Source organism: Mesorhizobium humile, from assembly GCF_033977215.1.
Lineage (GTDB): Bacteria > Pseudomonadota > Alphaproteobacteria > Rhizobiales > Rhizobiaceae > Mesorhizobium > Mesorhizobium humile.
Genome location: NZ_JAVIIV010000034.1, coordinates 22,383 through 40,888, shown reverse-complemented (window position 1 = coordinate 40,888; position 18,506 = coordinate 22,383). Strand labels below are relative to the sequence as shown.

Sequence of the window (18,506 nt, the reverse complement as noted above, 5' to 3'; positions counted from 1 at the left end):
CACGGCATGGATTCTAGGGTCTGCGCGCGTCGCTTCGCTCCTTGCTCCGCCCTAGAATGACGAAGAATAGGGCGCCACTCGCGCGCAATGCCCCTCTGTCGCCTTGGCGACGTCTCCAGGGGGCTGACGCTGTCAGATGCGATTGCCCTGCCCGCCCAAGGGGGAGGTTAGCAGCTTCGGCCGGCGCCCTGATGACCTGCTTGGCGGCGGTGACGGCTGAGGCTCACCCCAGCAGCGTCTTCGTCCTTTTGCTGCCGCCGAGCTTGCGCCAGGAGTTGAAGCGGTGGGTGGCGGCAGCGAAGGATATCTTCATCTGCTGGGAAACCGTGTAGCGCGACTTGCCCTCGTCGAACATGCGGTAACAGCACTCGGCGCCTTCCTCGGTCAGCTTGCCGTCCGGCGTCTTGTTGTGTGGGTTGGCCGGGTCGAATTTTTCGAGCTGCTCCTCGACAAGGCCCTTCAGGCGCTGCAGGTCGGCCTCGATGCTGGCGATGAGATCGAGAACGGGCTTCGCATCGAATCCGTGCGGAGGCTTCTTGTGCGTCATTCCTTTGGTTCCTTCAATTTCGGCTGTTGCCGACTATATAGGCTAACATTTGGTGATAATGAAGAGGCGGCGCGGCTCCGCTGGATCACTCTTTCGCGCGCGCAGTCGTGCCGTTCACAATTGACGTTCGACGGCCAAGACTCTAGTTTAGAATTATTCTAAACTAGAGTGATCCCATCATGCTTTCCCGTGTTTTCGGCTTCGGCCGCCGTTCGTTCGATTCACTGTCGGAGCAGGAGATCCTGGCGCTGGCGATCTCTTCCGAGGAGGATGACGGGCGCATCTATCGCGCCTATGCCGATGGCCTGGCGCAGGACTTTCCGCAATCGGCAAAAGTGTTCGAGGCGATGGCCGAGGAGGAGGACGGGCATCGCGATTCGCTCATCGAGCTTTACCGCAGGCGCTTCGGCGAGCGCATCCCGCTGATCCGGCGCGAGCATGTGAAAGGCTATTTCGAGCGCAAGCCCGACTGGCTGGTGAAGCCGCTCGGCATCGAGCATGTGCGGCGACAGGCCGAGGCGATGGAGCAACAGGCCTATCGCTTCTATGTCGAGGCGGCCAAGCGCACCACCGACGCCTCGACGCGAAAACTGCTCGACGATCTCGCCGTGGCCGAACAGGGCCATGAGAGCTCGGCGCATGACTTGCAGCAGGAGCACGTGCCGGGGACGGTCCAGGTCGAGGAGGCGAGCGCCGAGCAGCGCCAGTTCATCCTCACCTACGTGCAGCCCGGGCTGGCCGGGCTGATGGACGGGTCGGTGTCGACGCTGGCGCCGATCTTCGCAGCCGCCTTCGCCACGCACGACACCTGGCAGACGCTTCTGGTCGGCCTCGCCGCCTCGATCGGCGCCGGCATCTCGATGGGCTTTACGGAAGTCGCCTCCGACGACGGCAAGCTGTCGGGGCGCGGCTCGCCGATCAAGCGCGGACTGACGGTCGGCCTGATGACGACGCTGGGCGGCCTCGGTCACGCGCTGCCCTATCTGATCCCGCACTTCTGGACGGCCACCGCCGTGGCGGCGGTGGTGGTGTTCTTCGAGCTCTGGGCGATCGCCTTCGTCCAGAACCGCTACATGCAGACGCCCTTCTGGCGCGCCGCCTTCCAGGTTGTGCTGGGCGGCGCGCTGGTGTTTGGCGCGGGCGTGCTGATCGGGAATGCGTGAGGGCCGGCGTCCCCTTCTCCCCTTGTGGGAGAAGATGTCGCCGAAGGCGACGGGTGAGGGGTGTTCCAGATGCCACCAGCGTCTCACTCCGCTGGAGCACCCCTCATCCGTCTCGGCGCTAAAGCGCCGTCCACCTTCTCCCACAAGGGGGAGAAGGAAGAATCGCGCTACCCATTCACCGCCTTGCTGTCCGCCGGCGCCTCTTGCCTCTCCGTCAGCCCATAGTCGCGCACGACATGGGCGATGCGCAGACGGTAGCCGGCAAAGATTCCGCCACGGCCGGCCTGCTGCGCCTGCCGGTGCTCCTCGGTGTTGCGCCAGGCCTTCACCGCTTCCTCGTCGCGCCAGAATGACAGCGACAGCACGCGCTTCGGATCGGTAAGGCTCTGGAAGCGCTCTACCGAGATGAAGCCGTCGATGCCGTCGAGCAGCGGCCGGAGATTGGCGGCGATGCCGAGATAGGCATCGCGCTTTCCCTCCGCCGGCTCCACTTCGAAGATGACAGCGATCATGCTTCTATTCCCTCCTTGACCGTCACGTCGGTGCGAAAGACCTGCCGCGGACCATGCGGTCCGGACACCAGCTTCAGGAAGACGCGATCCTCCTTGAGGATGAACTTCTCGCGCCGCGCGAACTCGTAATTTGCCTTGCCGGCCGGGTCGGCGGCAAGCCGCGCGCGATAGGCTTCATAGGCCGCGAGGCTCTCGATGTCGTAGGCGGCGTAGGCCGTGGTGGCAGAGCCTTCATGCGGGGCGTAGTAGCCGATCAGATCGGCGCCGCAGCGCGGAATAGCCTGGCCCCAGGCCCGCGCATATTGCTCGAAGGCCGCCTTGCCGAACGGGTCGATCTCGTAGCGGATGAAGCAGGTGATGGTCATTGTCGGTCTCCTCGTCTGGTTGGTTTTCGACGACGACGGTTCGATCCCGGTCGAAACATCGCTTGCGTCATTGTGCTAGGCATCTTCCTGTCAGGAGAGCTTGCCGCGCTGCTTGAGATGACCGCAGAATAGTGCTTCCCTGACGGGAATGCTTCGATGAGGATCGAACCATGCGTGAAGGACCCGACATCGCCCGCATCGCCAGCCTGGTCGGCGACCCGGCCCGCGCCAATATGCTGAACGCCCTGATGGGCGGCACGGCGCTGACGGCGTCGGAGCTGGCGCTGGAGGCCGGGGTGTCGCTGCCCACCGCTTCCTCGCATCTGTCGAAGCTGATGGATGGCGGGTTGCTGACCTTGGCCAGCCAGGGCCGGCATCGCTACTACGGCCTGGCCAGCGCGCAGGTGGCCGGCATGATCGAGGCGATCATCGGCGTCGCTGAGGCGGTCGGCCCGAAGCGCGTGCGGCCCGGACCGCGCGATGCGGCCATGCGCGTGGCGCGGGTCTGCTACGACCACCTCGCCGGCGAGCAGGCCGTGGCGATGCTCGACCGGCTCTTCGACAGGAAGCTTTTGCTGCGCGACGACAATGAGATCAGGCTCTCGTCATCCGGCGCCTCACATTTTTCCGCGCTCGGCATCGAGACCCATGCCAAGGCGCGGCGGCCGGTGTGCCGCGCCTGCCTCGACTGGAGCGTGCGGCGCTCGCATCTCGCCGGCTCGCTGGGCGCCGCCATCCTCGACAAGATCATTGCCGAGAAATGGGCGCGCCGCGAGAAGGACAGTCGCGCCGTGGTGTTCTCGCCCAAGGGCAGGCAGGAGTTTGAGCGGGTGTTTCTGGTGTAAGGCGGGTGCAACGATAACCTCGCAATGTCGGCGCGAGGCACCCCCCTCTGCCCTGCCGGGCATCTCCCCCTCAAGGGGGGAGATCGATGTCACGCCGGCTTTCGCCAACCTTCAACGTTGCAGGACAAGCGAGGCGCCGAAACTGCCAATCTCCCCCCTTGAGGGGGAGATGGCCGGCAGGCCAGAGGGGGGTGCTGTCCCTCGGCGGTGAAAACTACCCCCGCTTCAACACCTTCCCCAGCTTGAAGAACTCCTTCCACGGATCAGCCTTCTTCAGCTGTGCCAGCGTGGAAGCATCGCCAAGCGGGAAAGCATTCGGCGCCAAGCCCTTCTCGAGCTCCGCCCACGTCACCGGCATCGATACCGTCGCGCCCTTCTTGGCGCGCGAGGAATAGGGCGCGACCGTCGTCGAGCCGCGACCGTTGCGCAGGTAGTCGACGAAGATTTTCCCGGTGCGCGCCTTCTTCGACAGCGTCGCCGTGTAGCGATCGGGTGCCGCCTGCTCCAGCGCGCGGGCGAAATCATGCGCGAAATCCTTGACCGCATCCCACTCCGCCGACGGTTTCAGCGGCACCAGCACGTGATAGCCCTTGCCGCCGGAGGTCTTGACCAGGTTCGGCAGCGACAGCTCGTCGAGCTGCTTGCGGATGTCGAGCGCTGCCTCGCGCACCTTGGAGACATCGACACCTTCGTCCGGATCGAGGTCGAAGATGATCTGGTCCGGCTTTTCCAACGCATCGAGCGTGCAGCCCCAGATATGCACCTCGACCACGCCGCACTGGACAAGCGCCGCCAACCCGTCGAAATCCTTGATATAAAGGATCTCCTCGCCGTCGGTCGGATCCTTCATCCTGGCGATCTTGTCGCTCATGCCGGGCGAGGCGTGTTTCTGGAAGAAGCGCTGGCCGTGGATGCCGTCCGGCGCGCGCACGAGACTCAGCGGCCGGTTGACGACGAATTGCTCCATGCGCGGCCAGACCAGCGCGTAGTGATCGAGCAGGTCCTGCTTGGAGACTTTTTCGTCGGGCCACAGCAGCTTGTCGGGATGCGAGAGCTTTATCGACGTCTTGGCCATTCCGGCCGAGGTTTTCGGCGTGGTCTTTGCGCCCGGTTTTGCTTCGCCCTCTGCCTTATTGGCCTTCTTCGGCTGTTCCTGCACGACTTCCTCCGGCGGCTTGTCCTCGCGAAGCCCCTGGAACGAGGCGTGGCGGATTATACGGTCGGATGTCCAACTGCGGAACTCCACCTCGCCGACAAGTTCCGGCTTGACGAAGGTGAGGCCCTTGCCCTTCGGCACGGCGGCCGAAAAGGGCGACGTCTTCGCCGTGAGCCCGTCGAGCTTCTTTTTCAAATCCGTCAACACCTTGCCGGAAAAGCCGGTGCCGACGCGGCCGGCATAGTGCAGCTTGCCGCCCTCGTTGAAGCCGACCAGCAGCGAGCGCACGCCGCGTCCAGTCTTGTCGGAAGGCAGATAGCCGCCGATCACGAATTCCTGCCTGAGCGTGCATTTCGACTTGATCCAGGAGAGCCCCCGCCCGCTGCGGTAGGGCGCGTCGGCCCGCTTTGACACCACGCCTTCCAGGCCCATGCGGCAGACATGCTGCAGCATCACCTTGCCCGGTTCATGAAAGTGATCGCTGAAGCGCAGCGCCGAATTTTCGGGCTGCTTGCCGAGCAGCTCGGCCAGCGCCTGCTTGCGCTCGACCAGCGGCTCGCGGCGCAAATCCCTGCCGTCGAGCCGCATCAGGTCGAAGACGTAATAGACGAAGCGGTCGGCGCGGCGGGCCGACAGATCCGCCTGCAGCAACGGGAAGGACGACACGCCGCTGTCAGCCAGCACCACGACCTCGCCGTCGATGATGGCGTTGCGGCATTTCAGCTTGGCAAGCGCTGCCGTCACCGGACCGTCGAACTTTCCGGTCCAGTCGAGGCCGGCGCGAGTGAGCAGCCTGACGTCGCTGCCTTCGATCTGCGCCTGCATGCGGTAGCCGTCGAACTTCACTTCATGCAGCCAGTCTTCGCCGGCAGGCGCATCCTTCTCCAGCGTCGCCAGCTGCGGCTCAATGAATTCGAGACGCTTGCCATGCCCGGCCTTGGCCTTGCCGGCGGCAGGCCGGTTGGATTGCCAGACCTTCGGCTTCTCGCCCTTGGCCGCTTTGCCCTCGCCGACCTCCTCGATGGTCAGGCCCGACTTCACCGATTTCGGCTCGTCCGCAAGAACATCCTCGCCGGGACGGGCAGCGGCATCGTCGGATTTGATCAGCAGCCAGTTGTCGCGCTTCTCGCCGGGGCGCGGCCTCAGCCTGACCAGATGCCAGCGGCCGTTGAGCTTGTGGCCTTCGAGCTCGAAGTCGATATGGCCCTTCTTCATGCCCTGGGCCGGATCGCCGTCCGGCGTCCACCTGCCTTCGTCCCAGACGATGACCGAGCCGCCGCCATACTGGCCCTTCGGAATGGTGCCTTCGAAGGAAGCATAGTCGATCGGGTGATCCTCGACATGAACGGCCAGCCGCTTCTCATGCGGATCGAGGCTCGGCCCGCGCGTCACCGCCCAGCTCCACAAGACGCCGTCATGCTCCAGCCGGAAATCATAGTGAAGCCGTGTGGCGGCATGCTTCTGGACGACGAAGATGCCGCCCGCCTGCTTGCCGCGCGTTACCTTGCCGGCCGGCTCGGCGGTTTTCCTGAAATCGCGCTTGGCGTGATATTGCTCGAGGCCGGCCATGGCGCCATTCTCCTATGCGGATTTACGTTTCGGCGCGGGCTTGCTCTTGCTTTTCCCGGCCGCCGCTTTCGATATGGCTTTGCCGCCGCCTTCCGCGTTGAGGCTTTTCTTCAGCGCGTCGAACAGGTTGACCACATTGGAGGGCTTCGGCGGCGCCTTGGCCTTGGGCGCCTTCTTGCCCGCCTTCTTGGCGCGGATCAGCTCGAGCAACGCGTCCTCGTAGCGGTCCTCGAATTTCGACGGATCGAACTTCGTCTTCTTGCCGTCGATGATATGCTGGGCGAGGTCGATCATCTCCTTGTCGGTCTTCGCCGCCTTGATGTCCTCGAACACCGTCGCCGGCCGGCGCACGGTGTCGTCATAGCGCAAGGTGGTCAGCACCATGCCCTTGCCGAGCGGCTCGATCACCACCGGGCGCTCGCGCTGGTAGAGCACGATGCGCGCGAGGCCGGCCATTTTCCTCGCCGCCATGGCGTCGCGGATGACGGCGAAGGCTTCTTCCGAGACCTTGTCGGCCGGAGAGACATAATAGGGCGTGTCGAGATATATCTGCTCTATCGACGATTTCTCGACGAAACCGTCGAGGCTCATCGTGTGCGAGGATTCGATCTGCACCGCCTCGATCTCGTCCTCCTCGATATGAATGAAATCGCCGTCGCTCACCTCATAGCCCTTGATCTCGTCCCCCTCTTCGAGCGGCTTGCCGGTCCCGGCATCGACATAGATGCGTTTGACGGTGTTGCCGGTCTTTCGGTTGAGGATGCGGAACGAGACTTTCTCGGCATGGGTCACGACGTTGGTCAGCTCGATGGCACATGTGACCAGCGACAGCTTGAGATAGCCCTTCCAGGCCGGACGTGGTGCCATTGCGAACTCCTGCGCGATGCGGTTTCAACCGCAACGGACAGGGGTTCGCTTGGGTTCCGGGGAGGCCGGCCACGCGGCCTGTTATTCGGCGGCCTGCAGGTTGACCTTGCTTTCGGCGATCTCGGTGAGCTTGCGGTCGGTCGCCTCTTCTTCCTTGAGGTTCTTGGCCAGCACGTTGGCGCAGTCGCTGCGGCCGAGCTGCCTGGCCCAGGCGATCAGCGTGCCGTAGCGCGTTATCTCATAATGTTCGACGGCCTGGGCGGAGGCGATCAGCGCTGCATCCAGAACTTCCTTGTCGTCGACATCGCCGCTGACTTCGTCAGCCTCTGCAAGGATGCCGTCGATGGCCGGGCAGTTGACAGTCTTGGCCTTGACACCGCGCAGTTCGAACACCTGCTCGACCCGCTCGATGTGGCCCTTGGTCTGCGCGAGATGCTTCTCGAAGCCGGCCTTCAATTGGGGATCGGTCGCCTTGTCGATCATCTTCGGCAGCGATTTCTCGATCTGCTTCTCGGCATAATAGATATCGCGCAGCGTGTGGATGAAGAGGTCGTCCAGCGTCTTGATGTCTTTCGAAAAGAAGCCCATGGCGGTTGCCTTCCATGTTTCGCGTTGTGGGAAAGTTGCGCGGCGGACAGCCGTCAACATGGCCAGGTTCGCCCTGGCCTTGCGGGCTCAACGTTGTCTTCTTTGACAGGTTCCAGCCCATCGGGCCGCGCGAAAGGAAATTTCCCCGGGCCGGACGAACGTGAAACACAAGCGCGTCCAAGCGACATCGGAACGAAACATATGTGATGCAAAAGTCACACGGAACGGAATCGCGACGAAAGGCACCGAAAGACCCCGAATCAGCCGCAATCCGGCCACGATGCAACGACTTTCGGACCAGAAATTAACATCACGTTCACCGACTATTCACGCCTCGACGCTATGCTCTCGATCAATTCGGACGGGACATCCGAAAGCGGGACAGGGACCAAGTAAAATGAACTTCTGGAATCACATCGCCGGCTACGCCGCCGCCATTCGCGAATTCGTCGCGCCGACCTATCGGCCGGAGCGCTATTACATGCGCGGCCCGGGCCCGGCTTGCGCGCGCCGCGGCAACTCGCTGGGCGTCAGCGCCAACTGATCATGACCCGCGAACGCGCCCACCACAGCCGCATCTGCCGGCCTGCCGCCGACCAGCGCGCCACCACCTATCGCGCCGAGCGCCTGACGCTCGCCGCCAACTGGCGTGCGACAACGCCGCGGCTTTGACGCCGCCGCCGGCTGGCTTAGTGTCTCCCTCTAGTTTGACGCAATTCCGGACGGAAAACCGCTCACACTTTTCCTGGAATTGCTTTAGGGACACAAGCAGCCGGGGCCGCCATGACCGACCTGCCCGAACCGAACCGTCCCGCCTCTCCAAGCCAGGCCTATGACGCAAGCCTGCCGCTGATCGTCTTCGACGGCGTCTGCGTGTTCTGCTCGGGCTTCGTCCAGCTTATCCTCAGGCTCGACCGGGAAAAACGCTTCCGCTTCGCCACGGCGCAATCGCCGCTCGGCGAGGCGCTGTTTCGCCAGCACGGCCTGCCGACCGACGATTACGACAGCAACCTCGCCATCATCGACGGCGCGGCCTTCACGAAGCTCGACAGTTTCGTCGCGGTCATGTCCACGCTCGGCTGGCCATGGCGCGCGACCAACACGCTGCTCATCCTGCCGCGGCCGCTGCGCGACTGGCTCTACGACCGCATCGCCAAGAACCGCTACGCGCTGTTCGGCCGCAAGGACAGTTGCGACATTCCTTCGGCCGAGTTGCGGGAGCGGCTGATCGGCTAAAGCAATTCCAGAAAAGTGTGAAACGGTTTTCCGTCCGGAATTGCGGCAGGACTGGCTTGGGGGCAAGGCTATGAAGCTTCTCATCGTCGGCGGCTACGGCACCTTCGGCGGACGCATCGTCCAGCTCCTGGAGAACGAGCCTCGCCTCGAGCTCATCATCGCCGGCCGGTCGCTCGCCAAGGCAGCGGCCTATTGCAAGGGTCGAGGCGATACCAAGGCGCGGCTGGCGCCGGCGGCGTTCGACCGCGACGGCGACCTCGGCGCGCAACTCGCCTTGGCGCCCGACATTGTCGTCGACGCCAGCGGCCCATTCCAGGCCTATGGCGAGGGTCGCTACCGGCTGATCGAAGCCTGTATCGAAGCGCGCATCCATTATCTCGACCTTGCCGACGGTTCGGAGTTCGTCGCCGGCGTTGCCGGCTTCGATGCGGCGGCCAGGGCGGCCGGTATCCTTGTGCTCTCGGGCGTGTCGAGCTTCCCGGTGCTGACGGCAGGGGTGGTGCGGCGCCTTTCGGCCGGCATGGCGCGCGTCGACACGATCCGCGGTGGCATCGCGCCGTCGCCTTTCGCCGGCGTCGGCGAGAACGTCATCCGCGCCATCGCGAGCTATGCCGGCCGGCCGGTGCGGCTGCTGCGCGATGGCAGGCCGGCCGAGGGCTACCCTCTCACCGAGCAGATGCGCTACACGATCGCGCCGCCCGGACGCGTGCCGGTGAGGAACACGCTGTTTTCGCTGGTCGACGTACCAGACCTGCGCGCGCTGCAGGCGCTGTGGCCGGAAGCGAGCACGATCTGGATGGGCGCCGGGCCGGTGCCCGAGGTGCTGCACCGGGCGCTGATCGGCCTGGCATGGCTGGCGCGTATCGGCCTCATCCGCTCGCTGTCGCCGCTGGCGCCGCTGATGCATTGGGCGACCAACCGGCTGTCATGGGGCGAGCATCGCGGCGGCATGTTCGTCGCGGCCGAAGGCGCGGACGAAGCCGGCAAGCCGATCAAGCGGTCCTGGCACCTTTTGGCCGAGGGCGATGACGGGCCGCTGATCCCGTCCATGGCGGTCGCGGCGATCGTCCGCAAGGCGCTCGACGGCCGCATGCCGGCGCCGGGTGCGCGGGCGGCGGTGGGCGACGTCGAGCTGGAGGACTATGAAGCGCTCTTCGCCGGCAAGACGATCCATAGCGGCTTCAGGGACGATACCGGCAAGGGAAAGGCGCTCTATCCCGATCTGCTCGGCGATGCGTGGAAAAACCTTCCGGCCGAGATCCGCGCCATGCATGAGGGAGCGGTTATGGCGCAAGGGCGCGCCAGCGTGGAGCGCGGCGATGGCCTGCTTAGCCGGCTTGCCGCGCGGCTGATCGGTTTTCCTCCCGCCGGGACGGATGTTGCGGTCAAGGTGCGCTTCGACATCGACGCGGATGGCGAGACCTGGACGCGGACTTTTGGAACGCACGGCTTTTCGAGCCGGCAATTCGCCGGGCGCGGCCGATCGGAGCGGCTGCTTTGCGAGGGTTTCGGCCCGCTGACCTTCGCCATGGCGCTGGTGGCCGGGGAGAACCGCCTGTCGCTCGTGCTGCGCCGCTGGAGCCTTCTCGGCCTGCCATTGCCGATGTGGCTTTGCCCGCGCTCGAACGCATACGAAACCGTGGAGGACGGCCGCTTCCGCTTCCATGTCGAGATATCGCACCCGCTCGCCGGGCCGATCGTGCGCTACCGCGGCTGGCTCGAGCCTGTGCTGGCAGCTGGCTGTCGCGAAGCTCAATCCGGCAGCGCCGCGACCGCGACGATTTCGATGACGATATCGGCTTGAGCAAGTGCCGCAACGCCGATCACCTCCGAGGGCGGCGGATTGTTGTAGCTGCAGTGCTTGGGACAATGCTCGGCGAAGAACTCGTCCAGCACGTCCAGGCGAAAATTGGGCGAGCCGAGAACGCCGCCATCGGGAAACGGCCCTCTGACGAAGAAAGTCAGCCTGATGAGATGTTCGAGGCCGCTGCCGAGTTCCTCCAGATCGGATTTGATGTTGCCGAGCACGGCGCGCCATTGCGCCGCCGCATCGCCGACGAAGCCACCGCCGGTCTTGCCCATTGGATCGTAGTCGTCCGACGTCGCCGTGTTTCCGCACAGATAGACGGTCCCCTTCGCTCCGCTGACGACCGTTCCTTTTCCCCAAGGCATCAGCCGGCCGTTCTTGAATTTCTTGTGGGTCGCAAGTTCCATGGTCTTTCTCCCGTCTCGCGCGCGATCCGTCCCGACCCAGAGAAAAGGATAGTGCCGAGCGGCGGCGCTGCCAGTTGCTCCAAGCATTCCGCGATCGGCCGTGGTTGCCCGGAGAGCCTCGTTCTTGCGGAATCGCGCGACGAAGACGAAGATTTTTCCGACGCCTGTCGAAATCGGCCGATGCCGCACGACATAGACCGGCACGCGACGATGCGGCCTTCAAGAAACGGGAGAAGACCATGCGATACATGCTTTTGATCTATAATGACGAAGCCGCGATGGCGAACGCTCCGAAGGAGCAGACCCAGCAGGTGCTCGCGGCCTATGGCGCCTATACCGAGGCGCTGAAGACATCCGGTGCCTACATCGCCGGCGAGCGGCTGCGTCCGACCCAGGCGGCCACCGCGGTGCGGATGGCGAACGGCAAGACCAATGTGCTCGACGGCCCCTATGCCGACACCAAGGAGCAATTGGCAGGTTTCTACATGATCGAGGCAGCCGACATCGACACGGCCATCGAATGGGGTGCGCGCTGCCCCGCGTCCAGCAGCGGCACGGTCGAGGTGCGGCCCATATGGGAAATGGCCGAGTACATAGCCGCCGCATAGCGAACCTTGTGATGGATGATCGCTCGGAGATCGCGCGGGCGGCGGCCGAGGCGGCCGCCCGGCGCAGCTACGGCAAGCTGGTCGCCTGGCTGGCGGCCTGCACGCGCGACGTTGCCGGCGCCGAGGACGCGCTGGCCGACGCCTTCGCGGCGGCGCTCGAACGCTGGCCGCGGACCGGCGTGCCGGCGCAGCCGGAGGCCTGGCTGCTTTCGGTGGCGCGGCGGCGCGACGTGGACGCGGTGCGGCGGCGGCTGACCGGCGAGGCGGCCCGCGATCATCTGCAGCTGATGGCCGAGGAGATGGAGGCGCGCATGAGCGGCGAGGAGCTGCCCGACGACCGGCTGCGCCTGATGTTCGCCTGCGCCCATCCGGCGATCGAAGCCGGCGTGCGCGCGCCGCTGATCCTGCAGACCGTCCTCGGTTTCGACGCCGCGACGATCGCCTCGGCCTTCCTGGTTTCGCCGGCGACGATGGGGCAGCGGCTGGTGCGGGCCAAGGCGCGCATCCGCGAGACCGGAATTCCGTTCCGCGTGCCGGAGCAGGCGGAGCTCGGCGACCGGCTGGGCGCCGTGCTGGAGGCGATCTACGCCACCTTCGCCGAAGGTTGGTCCGATGCGACCGGCACCGATACGAGGCGCCGTAACCTCGCCACCGAAGGCATCTGGCTTGGACGGCTGGTCGCCTCGCTGATGCCGGACGAGCCGGAGGCGCTGGGACTGCTGGCGCTGATGCTGTTCGCCGAGGCGCGGCGCTCGGCGAGGCGCGGCCCGCAAGGGGATTTCGTGCCTTTGGCCGAGCAGGATATCGCGCTCTGGGACGACGGCCTGATCGACGAGGCGGAAGCCCTGCTGGTGCGCGCCGCGCAAAGGGGCATCATCGGCCGCTACCAGCTGGAGGCCGCCGTGCAGTCCGCCCATACGGCGCGCCGGCGCGGCAGCGGTACCGACTGGGCGGCGATCCGCCAGCTTTACGACGCGCTGCAGGCCGTGGCCGGCTCGCCGGTGGTGGCGATCAACCGCGCGGTGGCGATCGCCGAAACCGAAGGCGCAACGGCTGGATTGGCGGCGCTCTACGTGCTGGGCGAGGACAAAAGACTGCAGGATTACCAGCCCTATTGGGCCGCCCGCGCCGGGCTGTTGGCCAGGCTCGGCAACACGAAGCAGGCGGCCCAGTCCTACGACCGGGCCATCGGCCTCGAGCGCGACCCGGCGCTGCGGCGTTTCCTGCAGGGCGAGAAGGCGAAGCTTGTTGGGAGCTGAGGGGATTGGCGAAAGCCTCCCAGCCTCGTCATTCCTGGGCGGAGCAGCCGCGAAGCGGCGTCGCGGAGACCCTGGAATCCATTCCGTGACCTGAGCCGTGTAATGCAGCGGAGCAGAATTCTGCACCGTAGCGGCGCTCGGGGGTCACGGAATGGATCCTCGGGTCTGCGCGTCCGCTTCGCTCCCGCTCCGCCCGTGGATGACGACCGCGATTGGCGTTTCGGCTGGGGATTGGCGGAAGCCTCCCAACCTCGTCATTCCAGGGCGGAGCAGCCGCGAAGCGGCGTCGCGGAGACCCTGGAATCCATTCCGTGACCTTGATCGTAGACCGCAGCGGAGCAGAATTCTGCACCGTTGCGGTGCCTCGAAGTCGCGGCATGGATCCTCGGGTCTGCGCGCGTCGCTTCGCTCCTTGCTCCGCCCGTGGATGACGAGGTGATGGGCGTTCCGGCCAATCTCCAAGGCATACGACCTGCCGAGCCTGACCGCCGCGCTCTTTTTTAAGCCCACATCTCATGCGTTGCGTTCAGTTTGCGCATCAGCTCGTGCTGGCGCAGCCTCGCCCACAGGCGTTCGATGTTCGGCCAGGCGGCCCGCGCTTTCTCGACATCGGGATGCCAGGCCACCAGCATGACCAGGTAGATGTCGGCCAGCGACAGCGTCTCGCCGGCCAGCCAGTCGCGGCCGGCCAGCGCCTGGTCGAGAATGGCAAAGCCGCGATCCATCTCGGCGACCGCCGCCTGCTTCACCGGCTGCAGGCCTTCGCCATCGGCGGTGTAGCGGTGCGCGTAATAGAGCCGCAGGACCGCCGGATAGAGCACCGACGACATGAAGGCCAGCCCGCGCAGGAAATCGGCGCGGCCGGGCGAGCCCGCTTCCGGCGCGAGGCCGGCCCGCGGATGACGTTCGGCGAGCAGGATGCAGATTGCCGCCGATTCGGTCAGCGAATGACCATCGGGCAGCGTCAGCACGGGCACCTGGTTCAGCGGACTGATGGCGAGGAAGGCGGGATCGGGTGGATCTTTCTTCGGAACATCGACGTGCTCGAAGGGCAGGCCGGCCATGGCAAGCGCCGCCTCGACGACGAAGCCGCCGCTGCCCGGGCGCGTATAAAGCTTGTACATGAGAAATCCTCCCGCCGGCCGATTGGGCCGGCGGCGATATGAGCCGGAAGCGGCGCCCGCCTCAAGCCGGGCAGCGCCGGCCACGGGTTCTTTTTGAACAGTCCAGCCAGGGATCATCCGGAGAGTGCCGCTTGTCCGCAAGCTCTTGGGATTGGTCGAGGAGTCCCCGACTTCGTCATCCACTGGCGGAGCAAGGAGCGAAGCGACGCGCGCAGACCCGAGGATCCATGCCGTGACGTCTCGGCGTCACAGCGTTGCGAATCTTTCTGTGACGAACAGCAGCTTCGCTAGTGTCCGCAAACTGTGGCGACACACGGTATCCATTCTGGACCGTGGTATTCCCTGGCCACGGTCACGGCATGGATCCCAGGGTCTACGCGACGGAGCTTCGCTCCTGCTTCGCCCTGGGATGACGACCGTGAGGGCCGTTGCAGTCACTCTCCGAGGTATGCGCGCCTAAGCGCCCAGCCCGTCGAACAGGATGGTCGAGAGATAGCGCTCGGCGAAGGAGGGGATGATGACGACGAGGTTCTTGCCCTTGTTCTCCGGGCGCGAGCCGACGACGATGGCGGCCTGCAGCGCGGCGCCCGACGAGATGCCGACCGGCACGCCTTCGAGGCGGGCGACCAGACGGGCATTGGCGACCGAATCCTCGTTCGAGACCCTGACGACCTCGTCATAGATCGAGGTGTCGAGGATTTTCGGGGCGAAGCCGGCGCCGATGCCCTGGATCTTGTGCGGGCCGGGCTGGCCGCCCGACAGGACCGGCGAGGCCTCCGGCTCGACCGCCACGACCTGCAGCGAAGGCTTGCGCTTCTTCAGCACCTGGCCGACGCCGGTGATGGTGCCGCCGGTGCCGATGGCGGAAACGAAGATGTCGACCTCGCCATTGGTGTCGTTCCAGATCTCCTCGGCCGTGGTGCGGCGGTGGATCTCGGGATTGGCCGGATTCTCGAACTGCTGCGGGATGATGGCATTGGGCAGCGTCGCGGCGAGCTCGTCGGCCTTGGCGATGGCGCCCTTCATGCCTTTCGGGCCTTCGGTCAGCACCAGCTCGGCGCCGAGCAGCGCCAGCATCTTGCGGCGCTCGACCGACATGGTCTCCGGCATGGTGAGGATCAGCTTGTAGCCCTTGGCGGCGGCGGCGAAGGCGAGCGCGATGCCGGTGTTGCCGGAGGTCGGCTCGATCAGCGTGGTCTTGCCGGGCGCGATCTTGCCGGCTTCCTCCAGCGCCTCGATCATGGCGACGCCGATGCGGTCCTTGACCGAAGCGATCGGGTTGAAGAATTCGAGCTTGGCCATGAGGTTGGCGACGATGCCCTTCTCCTTGGCGAACTTGTCCAGCCTGACCAGCGGCGTGTCGCCAATCGTCTCCGTGATCGAATTGAAGACGCGGCCGCGACCGGGTACGCGCGCGGAAGAGACGGGCTTGTTCATTGGTTTCACTCCCAAGGCAAAGGCACAGGCAGACAGAATAGGGTTTTCAGCCGCGCAAGATAGGCCGGCGCCCGAAAATATCCGAGTGGGGCGATTGCTCAAAAGCGCCCGTGACCGGAAATGCATTTTCCGAAATGGCCCGATTTCGGAATGGCTTGGCTGAAATTAAAGCGATCACGCGCCAAGCTGTGTTGAGATTCAGGTCAGGCCGGCCTCACCCGAATATCAACACAGCTTACTGGCGGGCGGCGATGGCTGCTGCCGCGCCCATCATGAAGCCGGCGGCGGTGCGGTTCAGGACCTTCAGCGCGCGCGGCGATTTCAGGAACCAGCGCGCCTTGGCGGCCAACGCCAGATAAGGCACCAGCACCACGAACAGCACCACCACGGTGAGCATCGCAAGGATGGCATAGTCGGCAAGCGTGATCGTCTTCAGGTCGACAATGGTCGGCGTGATGGCGAGATAGAAGATCATCGTCTTGGGATTGCCCAGCGTTACCGTCAGCCCGGCAATGAAGCTCGACAACAGGCCGCCCTTGGCCTTTCGCGCCTCGACGGTCTCGGGCGTGATGCCGCTGGTCCAGAAGCGCCAGGCAAGGAAGGCCAGGTAAGCGACGCCGGCCCATTTGATGGCGAGGAAGACCATGCCGAAGGTCTGCGCGACGAAAGCAAGCCCGAGCACGACGGCGGTGAGATAGGTGAGGTCGCCGAGCATCAGGCCGAACGACATGGCCAGCGACGAGCGGAAGCCGGAGCCGAGCGCGCGGGCGACAAGGGCGGTGACGCCGGGGCCTGGAATGGCGGCGGCGACGCCGAGCGCGGCGCTGTAAGCGAGGAATCCGGTGAGTGTCATGGTTTTGGAAACTGGCCGTAGGAACCGATTTAGAGCCGGGCTTTTATCATGATGTCGGTTCGACGGTAATTCCCTCACGGCGGGATTCGTTGCGCCAGCGATGTAAGGAGTTGGTTTCCGCAGCGAGAAGAATTTTGACCGGTCGGCTATGTCTGCGTTGGTGGGGTCGCATAGCTTGGAGATTGGCCGAGACGCCCACCCAGTCGTCATCCACGGGCGGAGCAAGGAGCGAAGCGACGCGCGCAGACCCGAGGATCCATGCCATGACTTCGACGCGCCGCAATGGTGCAGATTTCTACGCCGTTTGCATCCTTCGGCCAAGGTAACGGCATGGATTCTAGGGTCTGCGCGCGTCGCTTCGCTCCTTGCTCCGCCCTAGAATGACGAGGTTGGGGAGGCTTCGGCAAATCGCCAGCGTTTGCGCTGATTTCATGGAAATGAGCGGTGAATGCCTTGCCGCTCGACAACGGCAGTCATCCCAAACAGCTACCCACCATAGCTAATGCGCCAGATGGTGCCGTTGCCGTCCTCGGTGAGGATCAGGGCGCCGTCCCTGGCCACGGCGACGCCGACCGGCCGGCCCCAGACCGCGTCGTCGGCAATGACGAAGCCGGTGGCGAAGTCGTCATACTCGCCGGTCGGCCTGCCGTCCTTGAATCTCAGCCGCACCACCTTGTAGCCGGTGCGGACATCGCGGTTCCATGAGCCGTGCAGGGTGACAAAAGCATCGCCCTTATAATCGGCAGGAAAATTGCCGCCCTCGTAGAAAGTGATGTTGAGCGGCGCCGAATGGGCCTGCATCAGCACATCCGGAACGGTGACCTTGCCGGCGAGGTCGGGGCGCGCGCCCTTGTGGCGCGGGTCCTCGTTGTCGCCGATATAATACCAGGGCCAGCCATAGAAGGCGCCGTCCTTCACGGCGGTCGCATATTCGAAGGGGGTATTGTCGCCAAGCTCGTCACGCTCGTTGACGACGCACCAAAGCGCGCCCGTCGCCGGCTGCACGGTCATGCCGGAACAGTTGCGCAGGCCGGTGGCGACGGTCCTGCGGTTCTTGCCGTCGGGGTCGAAGGCCAGCACGTCGGCGCGGCCTTCCTCCGAGCCCCAGGCCGCGCCCAGCGGCTGCGATTTCGCCCACGCCTCGACACCGCCCTTAGGCTTGGCGCCCATATCCTCGGCGATGTTGGAGCCGGAGCCGACCGACAGATAGAGCGTCTTGCCGTCTGGCGAAAAGGCGATGTCGCGCGTCCAGTGATGGTTGGCCGGGATCTTGGCGACGATGGTCTCCGGCTTCCCCGAAGCCTCGAGGTCGCCGTCGCGGTAGGGGAAGCGGACGACGCTGTCGCTGTTGGCGACATAGACCCACTGCGGCTTGTCGCCCTGCGGGTAGAAGGCGATGCCGTAGGGCCGGGTCAGGCCCTTGGCGAAGATCGACGCCTCGGCAGGCTTGGCGCTGCCCTCGGCCAGACGGTAGACACGGACCTGGTTCGCCCGGCTGTCGGCCACGAAGAGGTCGCCGTTCGGCGCCACGCGCACGACGCGCGGACTGTCGATGCCGGAAGCGACCAGCTCGGCCGAGAAGCCCGGCGGAAGTTTCGGCGTGGCGCCTTCGGGGCGATCGATGACGTCGCCGCCGTTCGTGGCGGACTCCGTCACATAGGGTTTCTGCAGGTCCTGAGGCTTCAGCAGCCGGCGCACGCCCGGACGGTCGGCCTTCCAGTCGCCGAAGGCCTTTTCACCGCTGAGCAAGGGTTGATCGGCCTGCTGCGCGAAGGCGCCGGTGGCAAGGACCAGCGCGAGGCCGGCGATCCGCATCATGCTGTTCTCCGTCGTCCGCCAACGCGCCTCAATTGATCAGGCGCCCGGACCCAGGACATATTGGGCAACCGGTCCGGAAGGGAAGCTTGCGCACGCGGATTTGACGAGGCGCCGGGCTCAGGCCTCTTCGCCATCCAGGTCGTCGTCGAGCCGCTTTTCCAGCTCGACGAGGTCGGCAGGCAAGGGCAGGCCCATGGCGCGCAGCTCCCGCAATTTCTCGCGCAACTGTTCCTGGATCTCGTGCTCGTCCTCGGGCTGATTGATCATTTCCTGAAGCAGAAGGTCGATCTGGGCCTTGAGCGATTCCAGCGCCATGTTTTTCTCCTTTGCGCCCTCAGCCGCGTC

Annotated in this window: 20 protein-coding genes; 8 read left to right on the top strand and 12 right to left on the bottom strand. The window is 65.1% G+C overall.

Going from position 1 to position 18,506, the window contains the following annotated elements; translation table 11 throughout:
* Positions 1–223 precede the first annotated feature (223 nt).
* Positions 224–547, bottom strand: a complete 324-nt coding sequence (locus tag RFM52_RS30850) for a hypothetical protein (RefSeq protein ID WP_320293823.1) — start codon at positions 545–547, stop codon at positions 224–226.
* 179 nt (positions 548–726) lie between these two features.
* Here RFM52_RS30850 and mbfA point away from each other — a divergent pair, with 179 nt between their 5' ends.
* Positions 727–1,710 (top strand): iron exporter MbfA, encoded by a 984-nt coding sequence (gene mbfA / locus RFM52_RS30845; RefSeq protein ID WP_320293822.1) that lies wholly within the window; start codon positions 727–729, stop codon positions 1,708–1,710.
* A gap of 167 nt (positions 1,711–1,877) precedes the next feature.
* On the opposite strand, the gene RFM52_RS30840 is transcribed toward mbfA, so the two are convergent.
* On the bottom strand, positions 1,878–2,222 hold the full coding sequence (locus RFM52_RS30840; protein ID WP_320293821.1) for an antibiotic biosynthesis monooxygenase family protein: 345 nt from the start codon (positions 2,220–2,222) through the stop codon (positions 1,878–1,880).
* Positions 2,219–2,587 carry an NIPSNAP family protein gene (locus RFM52_RS30835; RefSeq protein ID WP_320293820.1) on the bottom strand — a complete coding sequence of 123 codons (369 nt, stop codon included), beginning with the start codon at positions 2,585–2,587 and terminating at the stop codon, positions 2,219–2,221. Before RFM52_RS30835 ends, RFM52_RS30840 begins: the two co-directional genes overlap by 4 nt.
* A 170-nt stretch (positions 2,588–2,757) precedes the next feature.
* On the opposite strand from RFM52_RS30835, the gene RFM52_RS30830 reads away from it, so the two are divergent.
* Positions 2,758–3,432: an ArsR/SmtB family transcription factor gene (locus RFM52_RS30830; RefSeq protein WP_320293819.1), complete on the top strand. Its 675-nt coding sequence runs from the start codon at positions 2,758–2,760 to the stop codon at positions 3,430–3,432.
* A gap of 214 nt (positions 3,433–3,646) precedes the next feature.
* On the opposite strand, the gene ligD is transcribed toward RFM52_RS30830, so the two are convergent.
* The 3 genes from ligD to RFM52_RS30815 form a co-directional block, all read right to left on the bottom strand.
* On the bottom strand, positions 3,647–6,157 hold the full coding sequence (ligD, locus tag RFM52_RS30825) for a DNA ligase D (protein WP_320293818.1): 2,511 nt from the start codon (positions 6,155–6,157) through the stop codon (positions 3,647–3,649).
* A gap of 12 nt (positions 6,158–6,169) precedes the next feature.
* Positions 6,170–7,024: a non-homologous end joining protein Ku gene (gene ku / locus RFM52_RS30820; protein WP_320293817.1), complete on the bottom strand. Its 855-nt coding sequence runs from the start codon at positions 7,022–7,024 to the stop codon at positions 6,170–6,172.
* A gap of 81 nt (positions 7,025–7,105) precedes the next feature.
* On the bottom strand, positions 7,106–7,612 hold the full coding sequence (locus tag RFM52_RS30815; RefSeq protein WP_320293816.1) for a YciE/YciF ferroxidase family protein: 507 nt from the start codon (positions 7,610–7,612) through the stop codon (positions 7,106–7,108).
* Positions 7,613–8,009: 397 nt separating this feature from the next.
* Between RFM52_RS30815 and RFM52_RS30810 the strand changes: the two genes are divergently transcribed.
* From RFM52_RS30810 to RFM52_RS30795, 4 genes are all read left to right on the top strand, one after another.
* The gene (locus tag RFM52_RS30810; protein ID WP_108702809.1) at positions 8,010–8,156 is read left to right on the top strand and encodes a hypothetical protein; all 147 of its coding nucleotides are present in this window, start codon (positions 8,010–8,012) and stop codon (positions 8,154–8,156) included.
* Between the two features lie 2 nt (positions 8,157–8,158).
* Complete coding sequence (locus tag RFM52_RS30805) at positions 8,159–8,284, top strand: hypothetical protein (RefSeq protein ID WP_263498209.1); 126 nt, start codon at positions 8,159–8,161, stop codon at positions 8,282–8,284.
* Positions 8,285–8,395: 111 nt separating this feature from the next.
* Entirely contained in the window at positions 8,396–8,848 is a 453-nt protein-coding gene (locus RFM52_RS30800; protein ID WP_320293815.1) for a thiol-disulfide oxidoreductase DCC family protein, read from the top strand.
* 70 nt (positions 8,849–8,918) lie between these two features.
* On the top strand, positions 8,919–10,652 hold the full coding sequence (locus tag RFM52_RS30795; protein WP_320293814.1) for a saccharopine dehydrogenase family protein: 1,734 nt from the start codon (positions 8,919–8,921) through the stop codon (positions 10,650–10,652).
* Here RFM52_RS30795 and RFM52_RS30790 read toward each other — a convergent pair.
* A complete protein-coding gene (locus RFM52_RS30790; RefSeq protein ID WP_320293813.1) occupies positions 10,601–11,062 on the bottom strand; it encodes a RidA family protein in 462 nt (153 codons plus the stop codon). The two genes, RFM52_RS30795 and RFM52_RS30790, sit on opposite strands and share 52 nt — an antisense overlap.
* Before the next feature lie 239 nt (positions 11,063–11,301).
* On the opposite strand from RFM52_RS30790, the gene RFM52_RS30785 reads away from it, so the two are divergent.
* Together RFM52_RS30785 and RFM52_RS30780 are read left to right on the top strand one after the other, a co-directional pair.
* Entirely contained in the window at positions 11,302–11,670 is a 369-nt protein-coding gene (locus RFM52_RS30785) for a YciI family protein (protein WP_320293812.1), read from the top strand.
* Positions 11,671–11,681: 11 nt separating this feature from the next.
* Positions 11,682–12,929 carry an RNA polymerase sigma factor gene (locus RFM52_RS30780; protein ID WP_320293811.1) on the top strand — a complete coding sequence of 416 codons (1,248 nt, stop codon included), beginning with the start codon at positions 11,682–11,684 and terminating at the stop codon, positions 12,927–12,929.
* 500 nt (positions 12,930–13,429) lie between these two features.
* Here RFM52_RS30780 and RFM52_RS30775 read toward each other — a convergent pair whose 3' ends face one another.
* The 5 genes from RFM52_RS30775 to RFM52_RS30755 form a co-directional block, all read right to left on the bottom strand.
* The gene (locus RFM52_RS30775) at positions 13,430–14,053 is read right to left on the bottom strand and encodes a glutathione S-transferase family protein (RefSeq protein WP_320293810.1); all 624 of its coding nucleotides are present in this window, start codon (positions 14,051–14,053) and stop codon (positions 13,430–13,432) included.
* A gap of 456 nt (positions 14,054–14,509) precedes the next feature.
* On the bottom strand, positions 14,510–15,490 hold the full coding sequence (gene cysK, locus RFM52_RS30770; protein WP_320293809.1) for a cysteine synthase A: 981 nt from the start codon (positions 15,488–15,490) through the stop codon (positions 14,510–14,512).
* Positions 15,491–15,725: 235 nt separating this feature from the next.
* Positions 15,726–16,343: a LysE family translocator gene (locus RFM52_RS30765; RefSeq protein ID WP_320293808.1), complete on the bottom strand. Its 618-nt coding sequence runs from the start codon at positions 16,341–16,343 to the stop codon at positions 15,726–15,728.
* 486 nt (positions 16,344–16,829) lie between these two features.
* On the bottom strand, positions 16,830–18,161 hold the full coding sequence (locus tag RFM52_RS30760; protein ID WP_320293807.1) for a PQQ-dependent sugar dehydrogenase: 1,332 nt from the start codon (positions 18,159–18,161) through the stop codon (positions 16,830–16,832).
* A 117-nt stretch (positions 18,162–18,278) separates the two neighbouring features.
* The gene (locus RFM52_RS30755; protein WP_320293806.1) at positions 18,279–18,476 is read right to left on the bottom strand and encodes a hypothetical protein; all 198 of its coding nucleotides are present in this window, start codon (positions 18,474–18,476) and stop codon (positions 18,279–18,281) included.
* Positions 18,477–18,506 lie beyond the last annotated feature (30 nt).